Source organism: Nonomuraea sp. NPDC003214, assembly GCF_053590035.1.
In genome coordinates this window covers 49,337-74,283 of the sequence record NZ_JBSFSX010000010.1, presented here as the reverse complement: position 1 = coordinate 74,283, position 24,947 = coordinate 49,337, and the positions used below count along the sequence as shown (strand labels likewise).

Genomic DNA, 24,947 nt, shown 5'->3' with positions numbered 1-24,947 from the left:
GATGCAGGAGAATCCTGGGCCACCGCATTCCTACGGCACGTACCCGTACCCGCCGCCGCAGCCGTCCTGGTACGTGCCGACACCGCGCGGCGCCCGCTACGACCATCTGGCTCGCACGCCCGCCGCGCAGCTCTGGCGGCAGGTCGTCGGCACGCTCGTGGTCGCCGCCGGGTTCTTCGCGGTCGGGTTCGTCGTGCTGCTCGCCGGGATGATGCTCGGCACGATCCTCGGCATCCCGCCGCCCGCCAACCCCGAGCAGATCTCCAGCGACCCGGTGTTCGGCATGGCCCAGCTCCTGCTGTCGCTGGCGGTGGTGCTGCCGGTGGTGTTCGGCACGGTGGCGCTCGTGCAGCGGCGGCGGCCGGGCACGATCTCCTCCGTCGCCGGGCGGCTGCGGTGGGGCTGGATGCTGCGCTGCGCCGCGCTGGCCGTGCTGGCGCTGGTGCTCGGGCAGGCCGCCCAGCTCGTCACCCTCGCGATCACGGGGGAGCCGGTCGACGACTTCTTCGGCTGGGTCGGGTGGACGTACTTCCTGCCGGCGCTCGTCGTCATCGTGCTGCTGGTGCCGTTCCAGGCGGCCGCCGAGGAGTACGTGTTCCGCGGCTGGTTCCTCCAGGCGTTCGGGGCGCACGTGCGCAATCCGGTGTGGAGCATCCTGATCAGCTCGGCGGTGTTCGCGGGGATGCACGGCTACTCGTCGGCGGGGCTGGTGGACGTGTTCCTGTTCGGGGCGGTCATGGGGTTCCTGGCGGTGCGGACCGGCGGGCTGGAGGCGCCGATCGGGCTGCACGTGGTGAACAACATGGTGGCGTTCGGGCTGAGCGCGGCCTCGGGGCAGCTCGACGACGCGCTGTTGCAGGACCAGGTGCCGTGGCAGTCGCTCGCGGGGTCGCTGGTGCAGCTCGCGGTGTACGCCATCGGCGTGCTCTATCTCGCTAAAAAGCGGTCAATCAGCGCTTATTCCGGATAAATCGCCGCGCGGTGCCGGGAATCTCGCTAGAGAGGTCTCGCCATTCCGGCTCCGGCATGCTGGTCTGGATGTCGTGGGTTGCGAGCGTCATTCGGAAGTGATCATCGGCGCCCCCCGGGGTAGAAGCAGTTGGAACGGTCCGCCTCCCCGCGGCCCGATCCACCCGCCGACCAGGCCAGACCTGACACGTGGAGGAGGTACGGCACGTGGCCTCCGGCGCCAGTGACGAGCCTCGGCTACCGCCGGGCGACGACGACCCGGGTTCCGGGAGCGGATCCGGCGAACCCCGGATCCGGCACACCCCGCCGGGTCCCAGCGACGACCGTGCCCGCGGCTTACCGGTGACATCGCCCTGGGGCATGCCGCCGTTCGCCGCCCCCACCCCCGAGGACGACGACGAGGCCGGTGACGACCCGCCCAAGGGCCGGCGCCCCTACAGCTCCCCGACGGCCGACCCCGAGACCGAGCCGCGCCGCCGTCCCCGCCGCACGGTCAACCGGCCCGACAAGCTCGTCGCCTCCGGACCGCCCCGTCCCACGCCGGAGGCCGCCAAGCCCAAGGAACTCCCCTACCACCTGCCCCTCCCGCAGACCGACGACGAGCCGCGCCCCGTCCGCATCCCCCCGTATCTCCTCATCCACCACCCCCCGGCCCCCGCGCAACCCGACGCCCCCGTACGGCCTCCCGCCCCGGAAGAAGCGGACCGCGTACGGCCTCCTGCCCCGGAAACCACGGATCCCGTACGGTCCTCCGATCCTGACGAAGCGGACCCCGTACGGCCCCTCGCTCCTGAGGAGGCGCGGGCCGAGGGCGGCGAGGGGGACGAGGAGACCGTGCGGCGGGTGGGGAGGCCGCCGGCGGGCCGGCCGACGCGGCCGGACCTGCTCGTGGCGGCCGGCCCGGAACGCCCCGGCAACGGGGGCAGGCACGAGCGGACCCTGGCCCCGTCGGCGGTGCGCCGGGCGAGCCCGATGCGGCGGCGCCGGCGCGGCACGGTGCCGATGGCCGTCGCGCTCGTCGTCGCCCTGCTCGTGGCGGGCGGCGTGCTGCTGTGGCAGTGGGTCACCCCCGACGACCCCGGCCTGAGGCTGGCGGCGGGCGTCGGCAGGCCGGGAGACAGCCTGTTCACCGTGCCGGCCTCCACCGGTCTGGGCTCCAACCAGAAGCTCAACGACATGGCCTCCGTCGGCGGCGCGGTCGTGGCGGTGGGCAGCGACATGACGAGCCCGACGCCGCGCCCGCTGTTCCTGTTCTCGCCCGACGGCGAGCGGTGGCGGCTGGGCCGGGTGACCGGCGCGGCGGCGCCCACGGTTCAGCGGGTCGTCGGCGGCGGCGGACGCTGGCTGGCGAGCGGCGGCGACGAGCTGACCGGGCGCGCCATGTGGACGAGCGCCGACGGCCTGACCTGGGAGGCGGTGGAGCCGGCCGGGCTGGCCGCGTTCCGCGACGGCGACGTGGTGCACGACATCGCCAGGACCGGGTCCGGGTTCGTGGCCGTGGGCCGCTCGACGCTGCAGAACGGCGGCGCGGGCCCGGCCGCCTGGCACTCCGCCGACGGCCGCTCGTGGGACCGCGTCGACACGCGCGGCCTGGACGTGGGCGAGCTGCGCGCGGTGGTGGCCAAGGGCGACACGGCGGTGGCGCTGGCCCAGCCGGGGCAGGGCGACGGCTCGCGGGTGCTGCGCTCGGCCGACGGCGGCCGGAGCTGGGCGGCGACCGGGTTCCAGCTTCCTGAGGCGATGCCGAGGGCGGGCTCGCTGGCGGTGGCGCCGAAGCGGTTCGTGCTGGTGCCGGTCCGGCACCGCACGGCCTCGGGCGACGTGCGCGTCTACTGCTCGCCGACGGGCGCGGAGTGGTCGCAGTGCGGCACGATCGACGAGCTGGGCGGGCAGAGCCCGGGCGTGGAGTCGCTGATCTCGCACGCGTCGGGCGTCGCGGCCGTCAGCCAGGCGAACCTGGGCGGCTATTCGGTGCTGACCAGCGCCGACGGCGGGTCGTGGAAGGAACGGGCCGAGCTGGGCGACCTGGCGGGGGCGACGCTGCGCGGGTTCACGATCTCCGGCGACGGCACCCTGTTCGCGGGCGGCGACCAGGCGGCGGCCGACGTGGACAACCAGCTCGTGCTGATGGCGGCGCCCGAGCGCGGCAAGCCCGCCCGGGTGCGGCTGGCGGGCGTGGACGGCCTGTCGCGGGCCGCCCGCGAGACCTCACGGGTGGCCGGGCACGACGGCCGCTACGTCGCGGTGGGCTCGGCGTCCGGCGACGCCGGCATCTGGACCAGCCTCAACTGGCAGGACTGGACGTCCATCAGCCTGGGAGGCCCGCGCCAGCAGCGGCTCAGCGACGTGGCCCACGGCCGCAGGGGCTGGCTCGCGGTCGGCGCCACCCAGACGGACGTGCAGGTCACCGAGCCGCTGCTGGTGGCCTCGGAGGACGGCCGGGCCTGGCGCAAGGTGGCCGCCGACGGCGACCTGGCCCGGCCGGGCGACCACCCGTACCTGGACGCGCGCGTCCTGGCCGCCGGGCCCGACGGCTACGTGCTCGCGGGCGAGGACCGGGGGCCGACGGGCACGGTGTCGGCCGCGCTGTGGTTCACGCCGGACCTGCGCCGGTTCACCCGTTCGGACAAGCTGCCGCAGGGCGGCTCCGACGTGCGGATCCACGACCTGGCGGCCACCTCCGACGGCTATGTCGCGGTCGGCGGCGCGGGCGTGGGCGCCGGCGAGAGCGGCGTCGTGTGGGTCTCCGGCGACGGCGTCAACTGGAAGGCGCGCAAGCGCGTCGCCCCGCCGGGCACGTCCTCGGCCGGGCTGCGCCAGGTGGCCGCCTACCAGGACCGGCTCGTCGCCATCGGCGCCGCCGTGACGGACCAGGGCGCCCGCCGCGCCTTCTCCGCCGTCTCCGAGGACGACGGCGCGACCTGGCGTACGGCCTGGCTGCCCGCCGAACGGGCGGCGGCGGTGTACGACCTCGCGGCGGCCGGCCCGGGGCTCGTCGCGGTCGGCTGGCACGGCACGCCCGGCGACGGCGACAGCGCCGCCTGGACCTCCGAGGACGGGATCGGCTGGAGCCGCCTGGACCTGACCGAGGACAGCCTGGCGGGGCCGGGGGCGCAGTGGCTGACGGCGGTGACGGTGGCGGGCGAGGAGGTCGTGGCGCTGGGCCGCTCCACCACCTACAGCGACGACCACCTGATCCTGTGGACCTCCACCCTCACGTCCAGCCGCTGATCAGGGCGGGAGCGCGTCCCACTCCCGCAGCGCCTCCAGCAGGCCGGGCGAGAGGGCCAGGCGGGTCAGCTCGGCGCGGGCGCACCAGCGGGCGTCGGCGGCGTCGTCCGACGCGCCGAGCACGCCGCCGGTGACCGTGGCGAAGTAGTCGCGGATCTCGTACGTGACGCCGGCCGGGCCGGGACGGTCGACGGCGCCGGCGAGCGGGCCGACGGCGACGCGCAGGCCGGTCTCCTCCATGACCTCGCGGCGGACCGCGGCCTCGTCGCTCTCGCCGGGCTCCACACGCCCGCCGGGAAGCGACCACAGCCCGGCCGACGGAGCATGGCCGCGCCGTACGAGAAGCAGCCGCCCGGCGTCGAAGATGATCGCTCCCACACAATTTACGCGCACATGACCAAGATTACGACGGGATAACGATGAGCGGCCTTGACGGGGCCGGGCCCGAGGAAGCACCGTGGGTAGCTGTGAGAGCGGCTCCAACGTGCCCACGGTGTTTTGGCCCGCTTCACGGGCCCGGTGCGTGGTCCAGCGCATGGCGTTGCGACGCGCACGGAGACGTCCTGCCGTATCAGCCGCCCCGGCCGCCGTCCGCGACGGCCCTGGAGGCGATGCGGAAGAACTCCATGGTGCCCGTGTGGCTGCCATGGCCGTTGCCGTCCAAATGGATGGTGACCGGCTTCGCGGAGGTGGGCGACGAGCACAGAGGCGTCCGGGCCAGCGTGGTGGCGCTGAGCGGGCCGTCGTTCATGCACGGGCCGGCCGACCTGCTGATCGTCGCCGAGGAGCCCGGGGTGGGGTTGGGCGCGGCGTTCGCCGGGCTCGACGGGCCCGACCCGGGCGAGGGGTTCGACCACGGGCCGCCGAACGCGAAGATCGAGGTGCTCGGGCATCCGACGCCGTTGTGGTGCGTGGGCGCGGCGGCCGACCGGGCCGTCTACGCGGGCGAGGCGCTGGGCAACTGGCTGTGGACGATCGCCTGGCCGTCGGAGGCCGGCTGCCTCATCGCGCTCGCCGAGCTCAGCCTGCTCGATCTGCGTGACCTCGACCTCGACGTGCCTTACGGGGCGTTCTCTCCGAGACTGGAAGACTGACAGGCGTTCCCCCTCGTACGGCGTGCTGGGGGAGCGGTGCTGAGGTTCTTCGTCGAGGCGTTCGTGACGATGTTCGTCATCATGGACCCGCCGGGAGTCATCCCGCTCTTCCTCGCCTACACCTTCGGGCGCACCGCCCAGGAGCGCAAACGGGTCGCCTGGCAGGCGTCGGTGACCGCGTTCTGCCTGATCGTGGTGTTCGCGGTGTTCGGCCAGGCGATCCTCGGCTACCTGCACGTCGAGGTGGCCGCCATGCAGATCGCGGGCGGGCTGCTGCTCCTGCTGGTCGCGCTGGAGCTGCTGCGCGGGGCGGCCGAGCCGCGCGCCGACACCGTCCGCTCCAACGTGAACGTCGCCCTGGTGCCGCTCGGCACGCCCCTGCTCGCCGGGCCCGGCGCGATCGTGGCGACCATCGTCTTCGCCCAGCAGGCCGCCGGGGTGCCCGGCGGCATCCTGGCGCTCGGGCTGGCGATCGCGGCCGTGCACATCCTGCTGTGGCTGTTCATGCGCTTCTCCGTGAGCATCATCCGCCTCATCAAGGAGAACGGCGTCGAACTCGTCACCAGGATCGCCGGTCTGCTCCTGTCGGCGCTGGCCGTGCAACTCATCATCAACGCGATTCGCTCACTCACGCAGACGGGCTAGAGTTCGGAGGCGTGACAGCGCGTATCGAGCGAGTGGTGACCGAGGGCGTCGTCGAGATCGACGACGTCGAGCACAAGGTCGAGAACAACACGTGGATCATCGGCGATGACGACGAAGTGATCGTCATCGACCCGGCGCGTGACGCCGACAAGATCCTTGAGCAGGTCGGCGAGCGCGAGGTGCTCGCCGTCATCTGCACCCACGGCCTGCCCGACCATGTCGGCGCGGCCATCGAGGTGGCCAGCCGCGACGAGGCGGTCATCGCCCTGCACCCCAAGGACAAGCCGCACTGGCGCGAGACCTGGACCGAGACCTGGCCCGACATCGACATGGAGGACGACGGCATCTTCGGCGTCGCCGACGTGCAGCTCGACGTCATGGAGACGCCCGGGGTGACGCCGGGCGGCGTCTCGCTCTACTGCGAGGCGCTGGAGGCGGTCTTCACCGGCAAGACCCTCCAGGCCGACGGCCCGGGCAAGCTCGGCGGCGAGTACCCCCGCCTGGCCGACCAGCTCACCGCGATCGGCGGGCGGCTGTTCACGCTGCCGGCCGCGACGCGGGTGCTGCCCTCGCACGGCGAGGAGGTCACCGTCGGCGACCTGGAGCCGCACTTCGACGACTGGATCTCCGGCTCGCTGACCCGTGAGCCCGCCCCCGAGGGCCCGCTCTCCGACGGCACCCGGGTGTCGGGCATCAAGCTCAACCCGGGCGACGAATAGGGTGCAGGGCCAGCTTCCGCTGGAAGGGATGCCGCGGCGGCTCTATTCGTGCACGCCGTCGCGGTTGAACGCCTGGCTCGACTGCCGGCGCCGTTACCGGTTCACCTACCTGGACCGGCCGCAGCCGTCCAAGGGCCCGGCCTGGGCGCACAACAGCGTCGGGGCGAGCGTGCACAACGCGCTGGCGGCCTGGTGGCGGGAGCCGTACGAGCGGCGCACCCCGCTCACGGCGGCCACCCTGCTCACGAGCGGGTGGATCACCGAGGGGTTCAGGGACGGGGAGCAGTCGGCGCGGTGGCTCGCGCGTGCCCGCGACCTCGTGTCCGGATATGTCGCGACTTTAGACCCCAGTGATGATCCGGTCGGCGTCGAACGCACCGTCGCCACCCGCACCAAGGTCATCGCGCTGTCCGGCCGCATCGACCGGCTCGACCGGCGCGGCGACGAGCTGGTGGTCGTCGACTACAAGACCGGGCGGCGGCCCCTCACCCAGGACGACGCGCGCTCCTCGCTCGCGCTGGCGGTCTACGCGATCGCGGCGTCCCGGATGATGCGCACCCCCGCCCGCGCCGTCGAGCTGCACCACCTGCCGACCGGCGAGATCGTCGAGTGGCGGCACACCGACGAGTCCCTCGGCCGCCACCTGAGCCGCGCCGAGGAGATCGCCCTGGAGGCGGCCGACGCCGACGACCGCTATCGCGCGGCGGTGTCCTCCGACGCCTCCAGCGCCCCGAGCCGCCGCTCCCGGCCCGCCCCGGCCCGGGACACCGGACCCGGCGGCCCGGCTCTCCACGCGCCGCCTCAGCCGCACCCAGCGGAACCTGCTCCGCGGTCCTCGGCGGATCCGGGCAACGCGGGGGCCGCCTGGCCGTCCAGGGACGACGTGCGGCGCGAGCGGGCGTCCGTGGGACCGGCCGCCGTGCCCGCCGAGATCGACGCGCTGTTCGCGCCCAGCCCGGGGCCGATCTGCGGATGGTGCGACTTCCGCCGCCACTGCCCGGAGGGGCTGGCCGCCGCCCCCGAACGCCGCCCGTGGGACGGCCTGGCCGAATAGCGCACCCCTGACCGGCCCGGTCAGGGGTCGGGCCAATGGCGCGGGCCGACGGCGCCGGTCAGGGGCTGGGCCAGTGGCGAGGGTCGACGGCGTCGGTCAGGCGCCGGGCCAGTGGCGCGGGTCCACGGCGCCGTGCAGCCCCTTGCGGACGTCGTAGCCGGCCGCCGCCAGCCGCTGCCGGGAGTGGCGCAGCATCCGCCGCGTCGCGGGCAGGAACGCCCGGTCGTGCAGCGGCTCCGGCAGCGCGTTCATGGCCAGCCTGAACGCCGCCAGTCCGGCTGTCACCGCGCCCCGCGGCACCTCGGGCAGCATCCCGTACATCCGCCTGGCCCAGTCCGGCAGCGTGTAGTAGCACAGCGCCCCGAACGGGAAGTAGACCGGCTTCCCGGCCGACAGCAGCCGCAGCCGCGGCGGCATCTTTGGCCACAGCAGGAACCGCACGGCCGCCCTGGCCTCCTCCGTGACCCGCAGCGCGGGTCTGGCCGCCTTGAAGTAGGCCGCCATCTCGGCGCGCGAGCCGGGCACGTCCTCGGGGTGCAGCCCCACGTAGGCGGCGCTGCGCCGCTGCTCGGCGAGGTAGCGGTCGGCCTGCGGCCCGGTGAGCGCGAGCCCGCCGCGCCGGGCGACCTCCAGGTAGGACGAGACCTCGGCGCAGTGCACCCACAGCAGAAGCTCCGGGTCGTCGACCCGGTGCACCCGGCCGCCGGGCTCGACCACGCGCAGGCTCCGGTGGATGCCGCGCACCCGCCTGCCGATCGCTCCGGCCTCCTCCGGGGTGCCGAACGTGACCCGCCCCACGAAGTCGGCGGTACGGCGTAGCCGTCCGAACGGGTCGGTGCGGAAGTCGGAGTTCTGCCAGACGCCGAGCATGGCCAGCGGGTGCAGAGCCTGGAGCATCAGCCCCCGGACGCCGCCGACCCACATCGTGCGGTCGAGGTGCACCCGCCAGGTCGCGCTGCGCGGTGACTGGACGGCGAGGGGCGACGGGGCGGCGAGCTCTTCGGACATGGTGGACGCATGGTTACACAGCGCCCGATCGAGTGTCCAAAAAGTGGCTTTCGGCGTCGTTCCAGAAGCGGACCAGCGCGGCCGCCGTCGTCTCGGGCGCCTCCACGGCGGGTGAGTGCACGGCGCCCGGCACCACCACGCACTCCGCCTCCAGCGTGGCCGCCATCTCCGCCTGCGTCTCGGCCGGCCACCCGTCGTCGTGCTCGCCGTACAGGACCAGCGTGGGCACCTCGATCTGCCGCAGCTCGGGCGTGCGGTCGTGCATGGTGAGCACCTGCTCGGCCATGCACGCCAGTCCGGTCGGGGAGTTGGCCAGCAGCCGCTTGCGCAGGAACGCCATGATGTCGTCGGGCACCCCGGCGGCCACGGCCTCCGGCTCGAACCTGGCGTGCCACACGTGCTCCAGGCCCAGCTCGGGGATCTCGCGCAGCATCTTGCGGCCGTGGTGGGCGCGCTTGCCGGCGATCGCCGACGGGCCGGAGCTCATCAGCGTGAACGAGGCGAACTTGGTGCGCCCGTCGATGACGGCCTCCCGCGAGACCAGGCCGCCGAAGGAGTGGCCCACCAGGTGCACCGGCTCGCCGCCGCCGAGGGTCTGCGCGAGCTGGTCGACGTCGGCGCCGAGCGCCGCGCAGGTGTAGGCGCCGGGGTCGTCGGGGCCCGGCGACTCGTACTGGCCGCGCAGGTCGATGGCCAGCACCCGGCGGCCCGACTGGGCCAGGGTCTGCAGGACCGCGATGAAGTCTTCCTTGCTCCCCGTCAGGCCGGGCACCAGGAGTGCGGGCCAGCGCTCCACCACGCCGCTCACCGGCGACGCCTCCAGGGCCGCGAACGTGCCCTCGGGGGTGTCGATCTTGCGTGGTGCAACGCCGGGAGGCAGCTGCAGGAATCGCGGCGTACTCACGTGGGGCAACAATACCCAGAGGTCAGCGCGTCAACACCGGCTAACCTCCTACGCTGGTGCCGGATTTCGGGGGAGTTGCCAGCTTATGGGGGTGCCGGACGCCGGGTCCGGGACACGCGGCGCGTACCTGGAAGGCCGGTGCGCGGGGTTCCGGCCGGAGCGCTCGCCCGCCCGTCACGGAACCCGCTGACACGCGGAAGGGCGCGCACCCGGGTGGGTGCGCGCCCTTCACGCTGAGCTCTTCACACTCAGCTCTTCACGCTGAGCTCTTCACACTCAGCTCTTCACACTGCGGTCGTCAGCCCGCGCGGCGGCGGTTGCCGCCGCCACCGCCGCCACGAGCCTGGCGGCGCTGCTGCTTGCGCTCGGTGGCGGCGGACGGGGCGATGTCGTCGTCGTCCGTCGCCAGGTCGGGCGACTGGAAGATCACCGTGAACGGGCTCGGCGGGATGATCCGCTCCGGCTCCCTGGACGCCGCGGGCGGCGGCGGGGTGGTCAGGAAGCTGGGCACCGGCTCGGCCGGCGACGGCTCGACGGCAGGCGCCACCCGGACCGGCTCCGCGGCCCGCGCCGGCTCCGGCGCCCGCGTGGGCTCCGGCGCCCTGGCGGGCTCGGGAGCGCGTACGGGCTCGGCGGCCTTGACGGGCTCGGGCGCCTTGACGGGCTCGGCGGCCTTGACCGGCTCGGCGCTCACCACGGGCTCAGCGGCCTTGACAGGCTCTGTGGCCTTGGCGGGCTCTGTGGCCTTGGCCGATCCGGCGGACCCCCGCTCCGCCGACGAACGGCGGGTGCGGCGGCGCGGCTCGGCGGCCACGGCCTCCACCTCGTCAGCAGAAATGATCGCGGGCGTCTCCTCCGGCTTGCGGGAGCGACCGTTCACGAGCTCGACCTCCGGCGTCTCGACGGGAGTGCCCTCTTCGGCGGACTTGCCACCACGGGTGCGGCGGCGCTGGCGAGGCGTGCGGGCCGGACGGCGTTCGTCACGCTCCTCACGCTCGTCACGGCGTCGGCCGCCGCGGTTGCGGGGACGGCCCGTCTCGCCGAGGTCCTCGATCCGCTCCGCCGACAGCCCCGCCCGGGAGCGGTTGGCGTGCGGCAGCACGCCCTTGGTGCCCTCGGGGATGTTGAGCTCGGTGTAGACGTGCGGCGAGGTGGAGTAGGTCTCGACGGGCTCGGCGAAGTCCAGGCCGAGCATCTGGTTGATCATCTTCCAGCGGGTCAGCTCCTCCCACTCCACGAACGTGACCGCGATGCCCGTGCGCCCGGCCCGGCCGGTGCGGCCGATGCGGTGCACGTAGGTCTTGTCGTCGGTGGGAGCGTCGTAGTTGACCACGTGGGTGACGTCGTCGATGTCGATGCCTCGGGCCGCCACGTCGGTGGCCACCAGCACGTCGATCTTGCCGTTGCGGAAGGCGCGCAGAGCCTGCTCGCGCTGGCCCTGGCCGAGGTCGCCGTGGACCGCCGCGACCGCGAAGCCGCGGGTGTCGAGCTGCTCGGCGACCATGTCGCAGGCCCGCTTGGTCTCGCAGAAGACCATGGTGAGCCCGCGGCCCTCGGCCTGGAGCAGCCGGGCGACGATCTCGATCTTGTCCATCCGGTGGGTGCGCCAGACGATCTGGCGGACCTGTGGAGTGGCCTCGCCCTCGCCGCTCTCGTGCTCGGCGCGCACGTGAGTGGGCCGGTTGAGGTATTTGCGCGAGAGCGAGACGATCTCACCCGGCATGGTGGCCGAGAACAGCATCGTCTGCCGCTGCGCCGGGATCAGCTTGAAGATCCGTTCGATGTCGGGCAGGAAGCCCAGGTCGAGCATGCGGTCGGCCTCGTCGAGCACCAGGCTGGTGATCTGGCTGAGGTCGAGGTGCTTCTGCTTGACCAGGTCGAGCAGGCGTCCGGGGGTGCCGACGATGACGTCGACGCCGGCCTTCAGCGCCTCGATCTGCGGCTCGTACGCGCGACCGCCGTAAACGGTCAGGACACGCGAGCCGAGCTTGCCCGCGGCGGTGACGAGGTCCTCGCTCACCTGGTGGGCCAGCTCGCGGGTCGGCACGACGACCAGCCCGCGGGGCTTCTTGCGGTTCTTGCGCGGCTTGCCGATGCTCTGGAGCATCGCGATGCCGAACGCGTAGGTCTTGCCCGTGCCCGTGCGTGCCTGTCCGATGAGGTCCTGGCCGCCCAGTGCGAGCGGGAGAGCCATCTCCTGGATCGGGAACGGTGTGGTGATGCCCTCGGTCTCGAGGGCATCGGCGATTTCTGGTGTGACTCCGAGGTCTCGGAAAGTCGTCAGCGTGGCCTGCCTCAGTCTCAAATGAAGGCGGGCCTGCCGGGACCGATCGGGCGGAAAAATACCCCCGTGCCTGGGTCCTCGCGGTAGAGCCAGCCCTCTCATGTCATCAGCGACCGCGCACCCGGGGAGCGGGGGCATCCGGGAGAGATTCCCCCGAATTTACACAGTGCGGTCGCACTTTCACAGAGCAGTGTACTCGATACCACAACGCTGGCCGAGCTCACGTATGTTCCCGAAGATTGACCGAAGTACGCTGCGACGTATGAACGAGTCCCCTGCGGTCGTCGATTTGCTCGGCGTCCTGGCCTATGCCGAGCTCAGCGCCTTCACGCGGATGACCGACGACGCGGCGCGGCTGGCGCCCACGCTGGCCGACCGGGCCGCGCTCAGCGAGCTGGCCGTGGCGGAGTACGCGCACTTCCGGCTGCTGCGCGACCGGCTCACCGAGCTGGGCGCCGATCCGGACGCGGCGATGCAGCCGTTCGCCGAGGCGCTCGACGCCTGGCACCGCCAGACCACGCCGACCGACTGGCTGGAGGCGCTGGTCAAAGCCTATGTCGGGGTCGGCATCGCGCTCGACTTCTATCGGGAGGCGGCCCGGCGGCTGGAGCCCGCGATCGCCAAGCTCGTGGACGAGGTGCTGGCGGACGAGGGGCGGGCCGGGTTCGCGGTCGAGCGGGTCAGGGCGGGCATCGCCGCCGACCCGGTCGTCGGCGGGCGGCTGGCGCTGTGGGCCAGGAGGATGGTCGGCGAGGCGCTCAGCCAGGGGCAGCGGGTGGCCGCGGCCCGGCCGGAGCTGGCGATGATGCTGGTCGAGTCGGGGGCCGACGACCAGGCCGAGATCTCCCGGATGTTCGCCCGCCTCACCGAGGAGCACAACAAGCGCATGGCGGCGCTCGGCATCTGAACCCGGTGCAGGGCTGTCGAGGGGATCGCACGGCGCGGCGCGGCGAACGGCTGTAGCGTGCCAGGCATGAGGGCCTCGCGCCGCTACGGCAGTTCCTTGACCAGATGTGGGCCGAATCGCTGGCCGTCGCGGGCCGTGCTGCGCAGGGGAGGCGCCTGGTGCCCCGCCCGGGGACCGGAGATCACCCCCCGGCGCCGCCGCCCACGCGGCTGCCGCCTCGCCTGACCTGATCCGGCCTGACCTTGATCGGGCGCTGATCAGGCCCGGCCTGGTCCGGCCCGCCAGACCCGCGACCCCCGGGGCCGGTGGAACGCGGTCCCGGGAGTCAGGTCGTGCGGGCCGGAAAGGTCAGAGGGTGCCGCCGAAGCCCACCGGGCGGGATTCGTCCTCGCCGATCTCGATGAAGCCGAGCGCCGCCACCGGCACGACCACGCGCCTGCCCTTCACGTCAGTGATGGCGAACACGCCCCGCTCGGCTGCCAGCGCCTGCCTGATCTCCTCCTCGACCTGCTCCGACGACAGGTCGGTCTCCACCACGAGCTCGCGGTGTACGGAACGTACCCCGATCTTGACTTCCATCGTGCTCCCTTTCGACGGGGCTGTGCTGGTCCCATCGTGGCCGCTGCGTGCCGGAAACACGCCGATTGATCGCGCCCAGCGAACGGGTTATGCCGTACGCGGAAAACCGCTGATGCCCCGCCAGGCCAGCCGGGCCATGAGCTGCTCGGCCGCGTCCTTCGGGATGGAGCCGTGCTGGGTCACCCAGTAGCGGGCGCTGACCTCGGCCATGCCGACCAGCCCGACCCCGAGCAGGTGCGCCTCGTCGCTGGTGCAGCCGGTGTCCTCCTGGATCACCGCGCTGACCATCTCGGCGCACTCGCTCAGCGACCGCTCCACCCGCTGCCGCACCGGCGCCACGTTGCGCAGGTCGGACTCGAAGACCAGGCGGAACGCCTCGCCCTGGGTGGAGACGAAGTCGAAGAACGCGCTGAACGTCGCCTGGACCCGCAGCTTGTTCTCGCTGGTGGAGGCGAGGGCGTCGCGGCAGCGGTTGACCATGTCGTCGACGTGCAGGTCGAGCAGCGCCAGATAGAGCTCCAGCTTGCCGGGGAAGTGCTGGTAGAGCACCGGCTTGCTGACCCCGGCCCGCTCGGCGATCTCGTCCATGGCGGCCGCGTGGTAGCCGTTCTCGACGAACACTTCCTGCGCGGCGCTGAGCAGCTGCCGGCGGCGGGCGAGTCGGGGCAGCCGGGTGCCCCGGGGCTTGGCGTCCGGGGTAGCGGTCACGCGGGTCTCCAACGTCTTCGTGCGGATCGTGCCGACATCCTACGCGCGGGTAGCCGCCGCCTCAGCGATAGTCGTCATCGTCGAGCTCGACCACGCGGTCCTGGTCGGCCGCGTCGGCGGGGTCGACGTCGAACGGGACCTCCCGGCGCGGCCGGGACTCGTCCTCGCTCAGCCTGCGCCGCTGCTCGACGGCGTCGGCCTCCGGCGCCTCCAGCGGCCGCTCCTCGTCGTCGGCGAAATTCGCCTCGTCCCCGCGTACGTCCATCTCCGACATGTCGTTCCCCTTCACATGTGGCCCCGTTGCGTGCGGACGCACCCAGCCTACGCCGCGTCGAAAAGGTCGCCGTGCTTCTCCACCCTGGCGAGCACGTCGGCCGTGGTGAACACCAGGTCGTCGGCGTGTTCGCAGCTCTCGACCTCCTTCCACAGCAGTGGCGTGGAGACCGTCGGCCTGGCCCTGGCGCGCAGCGAGTAGGGGGCCACGGTGGTCTTGGCCGGGTTGTTCTGGCTCCAGTCGATGAACACCTTGCCGGGCCGCAGCTTCCTCGTCATGACGCTGACCACCTCACCCGGATGCTCCTTGGCCAGCGCCTGGGCCAGCCGTTTGGCGTACGCGGACGGCTCCTCGCGGCCGTCCCAGGCGGCGTAGAGCTGCATGCCCTTGCTGCCGCTGGTCTTGGGCCTGGCGGTGAGCCCGTCGGCGGCCAGCACCTCGCGCAGCATGAGCGCCACCCGGCAGCACTCGACGATCGTGGCGGGCGGCCCCGGGTCCAGGTCGAACACGAGCGTGTCGGGCGGCAGCGCCTCGCCGTCGTCCGAGACGCGCCACTGCGGGACGTGGAGCTCCAGGGCGGCCAGGTTGGCGTAGTAGACGAGGGTCGGCAGGTCGTCGACGACGGCGAAGTCGATGCTCTCGCGGTCCTTGGTGCTGCCCGGCACCGGCAGCCGGACGCGCCGGACCCAGCCGGGGGTGTGGTCGGGGGCGTTCTTCTCGAAGAACGAGGCCCCCTCGACCCCGTTGGGGTAGCGCTTGACGGTCAGCGGGCGGCCCGCCAGATGGGGCAGCAGCACCGGGGCGACGCGGCTGTAGTAGTCGATGACCTCGGCCTTGGCGAATCCCTCCTCCGGGTAGAGCACCTTGTCCAGGTTGCTCAGCGTGAGCTCGCGCCCGTCCACCTTGACGGGGACCTTCACCGCGTCACCTCCGCAGGGAGCTTGTCCGCCCGCAGCCCGCGCCACACGGGATGGCGCAGCCGTTGGTCGTCGGTCCACATCGTGTAGGCCACCTCCCCGACCAGATCGGGTCTAACCCATCGATTACGCCACGGGACCGCGTTGCTGAACGGGCTCCGCGCGATCTCCAGCGGCGCCAGCATCCCGTACAGGAGATCCAGGGCCTCCTCGGTGAAGCCGGTCCCGACGTGGCCGACGTACGTGAGGCCGGCGGGCGTGAACACGCCCATGACGAGCGAGCCGACGCCGCCCGCCCGGCGGCCCTTGCCGGGCTTCCAGCCGCCGATCACCACCTCCGTGATGCTCAGGTTCTTGACCTTGATCCAGGCGGGGGAGCGCACGCCGGGCTGGTAAGGAGAATCGAGCCGTTTGGCCACCACGCCTTCGAGGCCCTGCTCCGAGGTGGCCGCCAGCAGGCCGGAGTCGCCGGGGAAGTAGGGAGGGGCGCCGATGTCGAGCTCGTCCAGGAGGCTGCGCCTGGTCCGGTACGGCAGGTCGCACAGGGACATGCCGTCGAGATAGAGCAGGTCGAAGGGCAGGTACGTGACGGGGTAGCGCTCCAGGATCAGCGGCTCGGGGTCGGTCAGGTGCATGCGCCGCTGCAGCCGGACGAAGTTCGGCCGGCCGTGGCGGTCCAGCGCCACCACCTCGCCGTCGATGACCGCACTTTTCATGCCGAAGTCCGAAATTTCGGGGTAGCGGCGGGTGTAGTCCGCCCCGTGCCTTCCCGTCACCCGGAGGCCACCGTCCACGTGCACGATGGCGCGAATGCCGTCCCACTTGACCTCGAGGCCGTACCGGTCGTGATCGGAGGGTAGTTCCCCTGGTACAGCCAGCATTGGTTCAATCGAGTGTGGCATTGGTTGCACCATGACGGGTATGTGCCCATTGGTGGACCGCCCGCTACTGCTGAGGAGTGCCCATGCGCAGCATCTGGAAAGGTGCGATCTCCTTCGGGCTGGTCACCATCCCCGTCAAGCTCTACTCGGCCACCGAGCAGAAGGACGTCAGCTTCCACCAGGTGCACCGCGAGGACGGCGGCCGCATCCGCTACAAGAGGGTGTGCACCGTCGACGGCGAAGAGGTCGCCTACGCCGACATCGCCAAGGGCTACGAGCTCGGCACCGGCGAGATGGTCGTGCTGACCGACGAGGACTTCGAAGGACTGCCCCTCAGCACCTCCCGGCGCATCGACGTGCTGCAGTTCGCCCCGGCCGAGCAGATCGACCCCATCTACTTCGCCAAGTCCTACTACCTCGAACCCGACGCCCAGGGCGCCAAGCCGTACGTGCTCCTGCGCAACGCCCTGGAGAGCTCCGGGCAGGTCGCCGTGGTCAAGGTGGCGCTGCGCCAGCGTGAGTCGCTCGCCACGCTGCGGGTACGCGACGGCGTGTTCGTCCTGGAGACCATGCTGTGGCCGGACGAGATCCGCAAGCCCGACTTCGAGTTCCTGGACGAGGACATCGAGGTACGGGCCCAGGAGCTCAAGATGGCCGAATCGCTCATCACCACGATGGAGGCCGACTTCGACCCCACCGAGTACCACGACACCTACCGCGAGGCGCTGCAACAGGTGATCGAGGCCAAGGTGGCGGGCAAGGAGGTCGTCGCGGCCCCCGAAGAGGAGGAGGCCGGGCCGGCCGTCGACCTCATGGCCGCGCTGCGCGCCAGCGTCGACGCCGCCAAGCGCGAGCGCACCGGCGGGGGCGCCGCCAAACCCAAGAGGGCCGCCAAGGAGTCCAAGGAGTCCAAGGAGTCGAAGGAGTCCAAGGAGAAGGAGGCGGCCCCCAAGCGCAAGGCGCGCAAGTCCGCGTGACTCAGACGGACAGCCACTTCTTCGGGCCGAGGTTCTTCAGCCTGTCGGTGCGCGCATAGCCGATCTTGCCGCGTTCCGGGGCCAGGACCTTCGTCCACTTCTCACCGGGGCGCGACGCGCACGCGCCCAGCGTGCGGCCCTGGGAGCCGAAGTGCTCCAGCTCCTTCGCGCCCCGTTCCGGCTTCACGTAGACCCGCGTCCCGGCCTTCACCCGGTAGGCGCACGTGGTCAGCCGCGCCTGCGCGGTGGCGTCCCCGCGATCCCGGGTCTCCGGCCTCGGGCCCTGCGGTCCCCGCGCCTCCCTCTCGACGCGCCCCTCCGTCATGCCGGGCTCCTGCCGGGCGTCACGCCGGTCACCCGCTCGGCGGTCGCGCAGGTCGCCGGGGGCGCGGCGGTCCTGGAGCGCGCGGGTGTCCTGGAGGGCGCGGGTACGGGCCTCGCGGGCCTCACGGGCCTCACGGGCCTCGCGGTGGTCGCGGGCCGGGTGGCGGTCGTTCGCCCAGTGGTCCGGGTGGGTGGGGAGGTTGTCGGCCCAGTGGCCGCGCCGGTCACGCCGGTCGTACCGGTCGCGGTGGTCGGCGGACCAGCGGTGGCGGGCTTCCTGGAGGTCGCGGGCCCGGGCGTGGCGGGACTCGTGGAGCTCCTGCCGCAGCTCGCGCAGGTCGCGGTGGGCGTTCGGGCCGGGCGGTGCTGGGTCGGCGAGCACGGGTGGGGCGGTCGCCAGGGCGGCGCCGGAGGCGGCCAGCAGGACGGCCGCGATGCGGGTGAATGCCATGGAAGCAGCTCCTATGTCGATGAAACTCCTCCTTGCATCGCATTTCCGACCCCGGACGGGAATGCGCCGCACAGCCGTATGACCGAATGCGGGTCCACGGCTTACCCGCACACATGAAAGCGAGGACACCGGAGATGATCCGGCGCCCCCGCGTTAGCTCTGCCCGGAACCCCGGGCCGAGATGATCGGTTTACCAGTGGCCACCGTGGTTGTGGCGGATCTTCAGGCAGCCGCGACGGTGCACGGAGCGGACCTTGTCCTCGGCCAGGTTGAGGAACACCTTGACACGGTTGACGTAACGGCCGTGGCCGTGACGGTGGCCGTGGTGGCCCCAGCCCCAGCCGTGGCCGTGGCCGCGACCCCAGCCGTGGCCGTGGCCCCAGCCGTGGCTGCGGTGCCAGCGGCACCAGCGCGGGTGAGCGACGAAGTTGGAGACGTTGGTGGCCGCGCCGACGCTGGTGGAGGCGTTGGCGGTGGTGGTGGCGGAGGCCGCCTCGCCGACACCCACCATGCCGCCGGTGAGGGCGGTGGTCAGCGTGGCGGCAGCCATCATGGTCTTGAGCTTGGACATTGTGCTTCCCCCTGAACGGTTCCTTGCACTTGCGGCAATTTCCGTGATGACGGAGAGTGCCTGAGATGTCACGCTGGGTGTCATCTGGTTGTCATACTTTCCGGGGGTTGCAGGCCATAAACGGCGATCAAGTCCTTTTGCCGCACGCTTGGCCTGTCGTTAGATCAATTAGAGATGTATGAAGCGATATAAGCTGAAATGTCCAGAAACCCGTGTGTGAGGAGGAGGCATGGCAGAGCCGGTCCCGCACTGGCCGGGGCGCATGGTCGGTGACGTCCACGTCAGGTCCACCCCGCTCGGCGCCCCCGAGCAGGCGGTCTTCGTACACGGTCTGGCAGGGGCGGCCACCAACTGGACCGACCTCATGGACGAGCTGAAGGACGACGTCACCGGGCACGCGATCGACCTGCCGGGCGCCGGGCACTCGCCCGCGCCCGCCGACGGCGACTACAGCGTGGCCGCGCACGCGGCCGCGGTCGTCCGGCTGCTGGAGCAGGTCGGCCCGGCGCACCTGTTCGGCAACTCGATGGGCGGGGCGGTCTGCGTGCGCGTCGCCGCCGGACGCCCCGAGCTGGTGCGCTCGCTCACGCTCATCTCGCCGGCGCTGCCGGACCTGCTGCCCCGCTCCGGCCCGGTGCGGGTGGCCGCCGCCGCGACGCCCCGGCTGGGCGAGTGGGTGGCGAGCCGGCTGAAGCTGATCCCCGCCGAACAGCGGATCAACGCCTCGTTCGCGGTGGTCTGGGCGGACATGGCCGCCGTGCATCCGGTACGGCTGCGCGAGGCGATCGAGGAGCAGCGGCGCCGCGACGAACTGCCGTACTCCACGGCCGCCATGATCGGCTCGGCCCGGGGCATCGTGGCGGAGTACTTCCGGCGCGGCGCGGACAACCTGTGGCGCCAGGCCGAGAAGGTCCAGGCCCCCACGCTGATCATCCACGGCCGCCACGACCGGCTCGTCCGGCCCGCGATGGCCGCCAGGGCGGCGCGCGCGTTCCGTGATCTGAGACTGGTGCTGCTGCCCAGGGCCGGGCACGTGGCGATGATGGAGGTGCCGCGCGTGGTGGCCGCCGAGGCGCGCCGTCTGATCCGTGAGACGCGATTGGGGAATGCCCCACTGCCCGGCTAGGTTTCACATGGAGATAGAGACCCCCTGAAACGGGAGCGTAGAAAGTGTCGTTGCCACCGCTGGTAGAGCCGGCCGCCGAGCTCACCGTCGACGAAGTGCGCCGTTACTCGCGTCACCTGATCATTCCCGACGTGGGGATGGCCGGGCAGAAGCGGCTCAAGAACGCCAAGGTGCTGTGTGTCGGCGCCGGCGGTCTCGGGTCGCCGGCGCTGCTCTATCTCGCCGCGGCGGGTGTGGGCACGCTCGGCGTCGTCGACTTCGACGTCGTGGACGAGTCCAACCTGCAGCGCCAGGTCATCCACGGCCAGTCCGACGTGGGCCGGCTGAAGGCCGAGAGCGCCGCGGCGTCCGTCCGGGAGATCAACCCGCTGATCGACGTCGTGATCCACAACACGGCGCTGACCACCGAGAACGTCATGGAGATCTTCTCCGGCTACGACCTGATCCTCGACGGCACCGACAACTTCGCCACCCGCTACATGGTGAACGACGCCGCGGTGCTGCTGGGCAAGCCGTACGTCTGGGGCTCGATCTACCGCTTCGACGGCCAGGCGAGCGTGTTCTGGGCCGAGCACGGCCCCTGCTACCGCTGCCTCTACCCGGAGCCCCCGCCTCCCGGCATGGTGCCGTCGTGCGCCGAGGGCGGCGTGCTCGGCGTGCTGTGCGCGTCGATCGGCTCCATCCAGGTCAACGAGGCGATCAAGCTGCTCACCGGCATCGGCGACCCGCTCGTCGGCCGCCTGATGATCTACGACGCCCTGGAGATGAAGTACCGCGACGTCAAGGTCCGCAAGGACCCCGAGTGCGTGCTGTGCGGCAAGAACCCGACGGTCACCCAGCTCCTGGAGGACTACGAGGCGTTCTGCGGCGCGATCTCCGACGAGGCGGCCGAGGCGGTCAGCGGCTCCACGATCACCGCCCAGGAGCTCAAGGCCATGCAGGACAACGGCGAGAACATCTTCCTCGTCGACGTCCGCGAGCCGAACGAGTACGAGATCGTCTCCATCCCGGGCGCCACGCTGATCCCCAAGGGTGAGTTCCTCAACGGCTCGGCCCTGGAGAAGCTGCCGCAGGACAAGCGGATCGTGCTCCACTGCAAGTCCGGCGCCCGTTCGGCGGAGGCGCTCGCGGTCGTCAAGAACGCGGGCTTCGCCGACGCCGTCCACGTCGGCGGTGGCGTGCTGAGCTGGGTCAAGACCGTCGACCCGAGCCTGCCGTCTTACTGAGTCTGCTTTCCGACGGATGACACGGGGTCGCCCGCATTAAGGTCGATCCCGTGGACAACGCCCGCCTCTGGCCTTCCCTGCTGGTGGCCTCCGCGCTGACTCTGGTCTGCGCGGTGGCCGCCGGGGTCGCGGCCGGTTCGGCGAGCGGCGAGCTGACCCGGGGTCCCACCGCGGCCGAGCTCAGGGCCGCCGCCGAGCGCGAGGTCGCCGAGCGCTGGCGCACCTGGGCGGCCGGGCGCGTCTTCCCGTCCAGCCTCGCCTACTCGGCCGAGCAGGGCGGCCGCGAGCGGGCCCGCCGGATCGGGATCTCGCCGCGCACCGCCTGCCACGACGCCGTCGACGCCGAGGCCGCCGCCGCGCTGGCCGCCGCGGGCTGCCGCGCCGTGCTGCGCGCCACCTACATCGACGCCCTGCGCGGCGTGCTCGTCACCGTGGGCGTGGTCGCGCTGCCCGACGAGCCGCGCGCCGCCCGCGCCAGGTCCGCCTTCCCGGGCAGCGGCGCGCCCGTTCCCGGCCTGCGCCCGCTGGCCTTCCGCGGCACGGTGTCCGACCGGTTCACCCCCGCCGTGCGGCAGTCGGGCTCGGTACGGCAGGCGGGCCCGTACCTGGTGCTGACCACGGCGGGCCAGGTCGACGGCCGGCCGGCGAGCAAGTCGGGCGAGCAGCGGCCGGCGGTCTTCGCCTTCGCGACCGAGATCTCCGAGCGCGTCCTGGCCGACCTGAGCAGGCCCCGGATGCCCAACTGCGCGGCCGAGGAGTGGCGGTGCTGAGCCGCGGGCCGCTCGTGCGGGCGGCGCTCCTCGCCGGGCTGCTGCCGGCGGTCACCGCCCCGGCGTGGGCGGACGAGGTACGGTCCGGGCAGGAGCGGGTCATCAGGACGCTGGACCTGACCAAGGCGTGGCGGATCAGCGAGGGCGACGGCGTCACCGTGGCCGTGCTCGACTCGGGCGTCGACCCGGGCCACCGCGACCTGGCGGGCTCGGTCACCGTCGGCCGCGACTTCACCGCGGGGGCGAACCCGCCGGGCGTCGCGCCCCGCCGCCTGCACGGCACGTACATGGCCTCGCTGATCGCCGGGCACGGGCACGGCCCGGACCGGAAGCGGGGCGTCATCGGGGTCGCGCCGCGCGCCCGGGTGCTGTCGGTGCGGGTGATCCTGGAGGACGAGGAGCCGGGGTTCCGCACGTTCAACACCGACGAGCGGTTCGAGAACGTGGTCGCGCGCGGCATCCGCTACGCCGTCGACCGCGGGGCCGACGTGATCAACCTGTCGATCTCCAAGGAGCTGGCGACCCGCCAGGACCGGGCGGCCGTGCGTTACGCGGTGTCCAAGGGGGTCGTGGTGGTCGCGGCGGCGGGCAACGAGGGCACCCGCGAGGTCGAGGGCGGCGGCGCGGCGCCGTACTCCTACCCGGCGGCCTTCCCCGGCGTGGTGTCGGTGGGGGCGACCGACGGGAGGCTGCGGCGGGCGACGTTCTCCAACTGGAACTCCTCGGTGGTGGTGGCCGCGCCGGGCGTCGACATCATGGGCGCGGGGCCGGGCGACGCCTACTGGGTGGGCCGGGGGACGTCGCAGGCGACCGCGCTGGTGTCGGGGGTGGCCGCCCTGATCAAGGCCGAGTATCCGGACCTGTCGCCGCCGCTCGTCGTGCGGGCGCTCGCCGCCAGCGCCGACGACCGGCCGCCGGGCGGCTACGACACCGGCACCGGGTTCGGCGTCGTCAACGCCGCCAGGGCGCTGGCCGAGGCGGAGCGGCTGGCCGGGCACACCGAGACCGCGGCGGGCGCGCAGGCGGCCGACCCGGACAGGCCGCTGGGCCAGGCGCCGCCCGCCCCGATCCAGGTCGTGCACCGCGACGGCGCGCACATCCTGCTGCACGGGAGCCTCGCGGCGGCGCTGGCCGTGGTGGCGCTGGGATCGCTGGGAGCCATCGTCGCCCTGGTCAGAAGGGGCCGACGCCCACACAATGACCAAGAGGCATGATCCGCCCCGTTAGGGGGACGAAATAGACACGAAGCCGAGCTGGGAACGAGGCGGTGGTGAAGGCACGTAGGCCCACCTCAGGACTACCGCGCGTCGGGGGACGATCCACGCCGGGACGGAGCAATCCGCTCGGCGCCACCACCGGCCGCCGGTCGCGCGTGCGCGACTGGCCCACGGCGGGCATGCGGAGCAGGCGGGCGGCGGCCGAACGCGCCGAGACCGACTCCCTCCAGCAGGGCGTCCGCTACCGCCGCATGTTCGTCGCGCTCCTCACCGTCATCGTGGCCGTCTCGGCCGTCGTCGTGCTGCTCGGCACCGCCGGCCTGTTCAAGGAGACCCGGTCGCGCCCGCTGACCGCCGAGGAGCAGAACCGCTACAAGCAGGAGGAGATCGCCCGCCGCTGGCAGGCGTGGCCCACCACCGGCGTCTTCCCCGAAGAGGTCAAGTACCTCGGCCTCGACCGCGCCCAGCAGTACGCCAGGCGCGTCGGCATCGCCCCCGAGACCGCCTGCCGCGACGCCGTCGACCCGTCCGTGGCCGGCATCCTCGACGAGTACGGCTGCGTCTCCATGCTGCGCGCCACCTACGTCGACCAGACCTCCACGTTCGTCATGACCGTCGGCGTGGCCGTGCTCAAGGACGAGGCGGCCAGGGCGTCCGTCACCGACCAGCTCAGCCAGGACGACCGGGTCGGCGTGCTGCCCGTCGCCTTCCCCGGCACCGTGACCGAACGGTTCGGCGTGCAGCAGCGCCAGCGCACCGGCTGGGTGGGCGCCGGGCCGTACATCGTGTTCTCGACCGCCGGCTACGCCGACGGCCGCACCCGGGCCGCGGTCCCGCCCGAGGAGATCCTGCACCCCGAGCTCTGGCCCGCCGCCAAGTCCGTCGGCAACCAGATCGCCTACTTCCTGGCGGACCCGCCCAAGGTCCCGCCCTGCACCCAGGGGAACGTGTGCTGACCGTCGTCCGCGTCCTCACCGCCGCGATGCTGGCCCTGCACGCCCCCGCCGACCCGCCCATCCGCGAGCAGCAGCAGTGGGTGCTCGACGCGCTCAACGTCGAGCAGGCGTGGAACGTCACCAAGGGCGCCGGCGTCACCGTCGCCGTGATCGACAGCGCCGTCGACACCCGGGTCAAGGAGCTGCGCGGGCGCGTCACCGTGGGTCCCGACATGAGCTCGGGCGCGGCCCGCCCGCGCGAGGTCGAGCCCGGCGAGCACGGCACCGCCATGGCCGCGCTGATCGCCGGGTCGGGAGCCGGGGACGGGTTCGTCGGCGTCGCCCCGGAGGCCCGGGTGCTGTCGCTGCCGCTGGCCCTGGACGAGAACCCCGAGGACCAGATCGCCCCGCCGCTGCTCACCGACCCCGGCGCCACCGAGAGCCCGCTCGCCCGCGCCCTGCGCTACGCCACCAACCACGGCGCCAAGGTCATCAGCATGTCGATCGGCAACTACGGGCCGCACAAGTCCGAGCGCGAGGCCGTCTCCTACGCGCTCGGCAAGGGCGTCGTCCTCGTCGCCGCCGCGGGCAACGACGGGCAGACCACCTACACCAAGGACAACGAGACCTCCTACTGGAGCTTCCCCGCGGGCTACCCGGGCGTCATCGGCGTCGCGGCCGTGGACAAGACGAGCAAGCCCGCCCCGTACAGCAGCGACAACCTGTCCGTGCTCGTCGCCGCGCCCGGCTCCGGGGTGCCCGTGGTCCAGCGCGGCAGCGGCTACGCGCTGTCCGACGGCACCAGCTCGGCGGCGGCGCTGGTGGCCGGGGTGGCCGCGCTCGTCAAGGCGCGCTACCCCGACCTGCGGCCCGAGCAGGTCGCGCAGGCGCTCGCCACCGGGGCGCGGGGCCGTCCCGCCGCCGGGTACGACGACAGGACCGGGTTCGGCGTGGTCGACGCGGGCGCTGCGCTGAACGCCGCCGAACGGCTCACCGGCCACAAACGCCAGGTCCCCGTACCTGCTGACCAGCACTTCGGGCAGGGCGAGGACACCCCGCAGCCGTCGGCCCCCGGACCCGACCCGTGGCGGCTCTGGCTGTACGGGATCGGCGTCCTGGTGGCCCTCGTCATGTTCTGCGGGGCCATCGTGCTCCTCAATCAGCGGAGGGAGTAAA

The 24,947-nt window shown here is 72.6% G+C and carries 25 protein-coding genes; 14 read left to right on the top strand and 11 right to left on the bottom strand.

The features are described 5' to 3' along the window. The first annotated feature begins 1 nt into the window (after position 1). Together ACWDXC_RS30690 and ACWDXC_RS30685 are read left to right on the top strand one after the other, a co-directional pair. On the top strand, positions 2-970 hold the full coding sequence (locus tag ACWDXC_RS30690) for a CPBP family intramembrane glutamic endopeptidase (protein ID WP_449987463.1): 969 nt from the start codon (positions 2-4) through the stop codon (positions 968-970). Between the two features lie 359 nt (positions 971-1,329). After that, positions 1,330-4,200: a hypothetical protein gene (locus ACWDXC_RS30685; protein WP_449987460.1), complete on the top strand. Its 2,871-nt coding sequence runs from the start codon at positions 1,330-1,332 to the stop codon at positions 4,198-4,200. Here the strand turns inward: ACWDXC_RS30685 and ACWDXC_RS30680 are convergent, their stop codons facing one another. Further along, positions 4,201-4,578, bottom strand: a complete 378-nt coding sequence (locus ACWDXC_RS30680; protein ID WP_449987457.1) for an NUDIX hydrolase — start codon at positions 4,576-4,578, stop codon at positions 4,201-4,203. 41 nt (positions 4,579-4,619) lie between these two features. Here ACWDXC_RS30680 and ACWDXC_RS30675 point away from each other — a divergent pair, with 41 nt between their 5' ends. The 4 genes from ACWDXC_RS30675 to ACWDXC_RS30660 are packed head-to-tail and all read left to right on the top strand — an operon-like array spanning position 4,620 to position 7,712. Next, positions 4,620-5,294: a DUF6758 family protein gene (locus ACWDXC_RS30675; protein ID WP_449987455.1), complete on the top strand. Its 675-nt coding sequence runs from the start codon at positions 4,620-4,622 to the stop codon at positions 5,292-5,294. Between the two features lie 36 nt (positions 5,295-5,330). Further along, positions 5,331-5,939, top strand: a complete 609-nt coding sequence (locus ACWDXC_RS30670) for a MarC family protein (protein WP_308125735.1) — start codon at positions 5,331-5,333, stop codon at positions 5,937-5,939. Positions 5,940-5,950: 11 nt separating this feature from the next. Then, positions 5,951-6,658: an MBL fold metallo-hydrolase gene (locus ACWDXC_RS30665; protein WP_219504796.1), complete on the top strand. Its 708-nt coding sequence runs from the start codon at positions 5,951-5,953 to the stop codon at positions 6,656-6,658. Between the two features lie 28 nt (positions 6,659-6,686). After that, entirely contained in the window at positions 6,687-7,712 is a 1,026-nt protein-coding gene (locus ACWDXC_RS30660; RefSeq protein WP_449987450.1) for a PD-(D/E)XK nuclease family protein, read from the top strand. Between the two features lie 96 nt (positions 7,713-7,808). On the opposite strand, the gene ACWDXC_RS30655 is transcribed toward ACWDXC_RS30660, so the two are convergent. The 3 genes from ACWDXC_RS30655 to ACWDXC_RS30645 form a co-directional block, all read right to left on the bottom strand. Continuing rightward, positions 7,809-8,720, bottom strand: coding sequence for an oxygenase MpaB family protein (locus ACWDXC_RS30655; protein ID WP_449987447.1), 912 nt, complete (start codon positions 8,718-8,720; stop codon positions 7,809-7,811). A gap of 13 nt (positions 8,721-8,733) precedes the next feature. After that, positions 8,734-9,624, bottom strand: a complete 891-nt coding sequence (locus ACWDXC_RS30650; protein ID WP_219504799.1) for an alpha/beta fold hydrolase — start codon at positions 9,622-9,624, stop codon at positions 8,734-8,736. Positions 9,625-9,922: 298 nt separating this feature from the next. Beyond that, positions 9,923-11,818, bottom strand: coding sequence for a DEAD/DEAH box helicase (locus tag ACWDXC_RS30645; RefSeq protein ID WP_449987445.1), 1,896 nt, complete (start codon positions 11,816-11,818; stop codon positions 9,923-9,925). Between the two features lie 352 nt (positions 11,819-12,170). Between ACWDXC_RS30645 and ACWDXC_RS30640 the strand changes: the two genes are divergently transcribed. Then, positions 12,171-12,815, top strand: a complete 645-nt coding sequence (locus ACWDXC_RS30640; RefSeq protein ID WP_219504803.1) for a ferritin-like fold-containing protein — start codon at positions 12,171-12,173, stop codon at positions 12,813-12,815. Positions 12,816-13,163: 348 nt separating this feature from the next. On the opposite strand, the gene ACWDXC_RS30635 is transcribed toward ACWDXC_RS30640, so the two are convergent. From ACWDXC_RS30635 to ligD (ACWDXC_RS30615), 5 genes are all read right to left on the bottom strand, one after another. Continuing rightward, positions 13,164-13,394: a DUF3107 domain-containing protein gene (locus ACWDXC_RS30635; protein WP_049574576.1), complete on the bottom strand. Its 231-nt coding sequence runs from the start codon at positions 13,392-13,394 to the stop codon at positions 13,164-13,166. Between the two features lie 87 nt (positions 13,395-13,481). Continuing rightward, the gene (locus tag ACWDXC_RS30630) at positions 13,482-14,102 is read right to left on the bottom strand and encodes a TetR/AcrR family transcriptional regulator (RefSeq protein WP_364176594.1); all 621 of its coding nucleotides are present in this window, start codon (positions 14,100-14,102) and stop codon (positions 13,482-13,484) included. A 61-nt stretch (positions 14,103-14,163) separates the two neighbouring features. Continuing rightward, on the bottom strand, positions 14,164-14,376 hold the full coding sequence (locus ACWDXC_RS30625) for a hypothetical protein (RefSeq protein WP_246644781.1): 213 nt from the start codon (positions 14,374-14,376) through the stop codon (positions 14,164-14,166). Between the two features lie 47 nt (positions 14,377-14,423). Further along, positions 14,424-15,296, bottom strand: coding sequence for a non-homologous end-joining DNA ligase (ligD, locus tag ACWDXC_RS30620; RefSeq protein ID WP_364176591.1), 873 nt, complete (start codon positions 15,294-15,296; stop codon positions 14,424-14,426). Beyond that, the gene (ligD, locus tag ACWDXC_RS30615) at positions 15,293-16,174 is read right to left on the bottom strand and encodes a non-homologous end-joining DNA ligase (protein ID WP_449987440.1); all 882 of its coding nucleotides are present in this window, start codon (positions 16,172-16,174) and stop codon (positions 15,293-15,295) included. Before ligD (ACWDXC_RS30615) ends, ligD (ACWDXC_RS30620) begins: the two co-directional genes overlap by 4 nt. A gap of 83 nt (positions 16,175-16,257) precedes the next feature. On the opposite strand from ligD (ACWDXC_RS30615), the gene ku reads away from it, so the two are divergent. Next, the gene (ku, locus tag ACWDXC_RS30610; protein WP_449987438.1) at positions 16,258-17,151 is read left to right on the top strand and encodes a non-homologous end joining protein Ku; all 894 of its coding nucleotides are present in this window, start codon (positions 16,258-16,260) and stop codon (positions 17,149-17,151) included. 1 nt (position 17,152) lies between these two features. Here the strand turns inward: ku and ACWDXC_RS30605 are convergent, their stop codons facing one another. Continuing rightward, a complete protein-coding gene (locus tag ACWDXC_RS30605; RefSeq protein ID WP_449987436.1) occupies positions 17,153-17,926 on the bottom strand; it encodes a hypothetical protein in 774 nt (257 codons plus the stop codon). A 190-nt stretch (positions 17,927-18,116) separates the two neighbouring features. Then, on the bottom strand, positions 18,117-18,497 hold the full coding sequence (locus ACWDXC_RS30600; RefSeq protein WP_219504816.1) for a hypothetical protein: 381 nt from the start codon (positions 18,495-18,497) through the stop codon (positions 18,117-18,119). Between the two features lie 229 nt (positions 18,498-18,726). Between ACWDXC_RS30600 and ACWDXC_RS30595 the strand changes: the two genes are divergently transcribed. Genes ACWDXC_RS30595 through ACWDXC_RS30570 form a run of 6 tightly spaced genes read left to right on the top strand, consistent with a single transcriptional unit; the run spans position 18,727 to position 24,946 of the window. Further along, positions 18,727-19,623, top strand: coding sequence for an alpha/beta fold hydrolase (locus ACWDXC_RS30595; RefSeq protein ID WP_449987434.1), 897 nt, complete (start codon positions 18,727-18,729; stop codon positions 19,621-19,623). A 44-nt stretch (positions 19,624-19,667) separates the two neighbouring features. Then, a complete protein-coding gene (gene moeZ / locus ACWDXC_RS30590) occupies positions 19,668-20,849 on the top strand; it encodes an adenylyltransferase/sulfurtransferase MoeZ (RefSeq protein ID WP_219504820.1) in 1,182 nt (393 codons plus the stop codon). A 50-nt stretch (positions 20,850-20,899) separates the two neighbouring features. Further along, positions 20,900-21,619, top strand: a complete 720-nt coding sequence (locus ACWDXC_RS30585) for a hypothetical protein (protein ID WP_364176576.1) — start codon at positions 20,900-20,902, stop codon at positions 21,617-21,619. Continuing rightward, on the top strand, positions 21,613-22,833 hold the full coding sequence (locus tag ACWDXC_RS30580; RefSeq protein WP_449987431.1) for a S8 family serine peptidase: 1,221 nt from the start codon (positions 21,613-21,615) through the stop codon (positions 22,831-22,833). Before ACWDXC_RS30585 ends, ACWDXC_RS30580 begins: the two co-directional genes overlap by 7 nt. A gap of 56 nt (positions 22,834-22,889) precedes the next feature. Next, positions 22,890-23,792, top strand: coding sequence for a hypothetical protein (locus ACWDXC_RS30575; protein WP_449987428.1), 903 nt, complete (start codon positions 22,890-22,892; stop codon positions 23,790-23,792). Beyond that, positions 23,786-24,946: a S8 family serine peptidase gene (locus ACWDXC_RS30570; protein ID WP_449987425.1), complete on the top strand. Its 1,161-nt coding sequence runs from the start codon at positions 23,786-23,788 to the stop codon at positions 24,944-24,946. Before ACWDXC_RS30575 ends, ACWDXC_RS30570 begins: the two co-directional genes overlap by 7 nt. Position 24,947 lies beyond the last annotated feature (1 nt).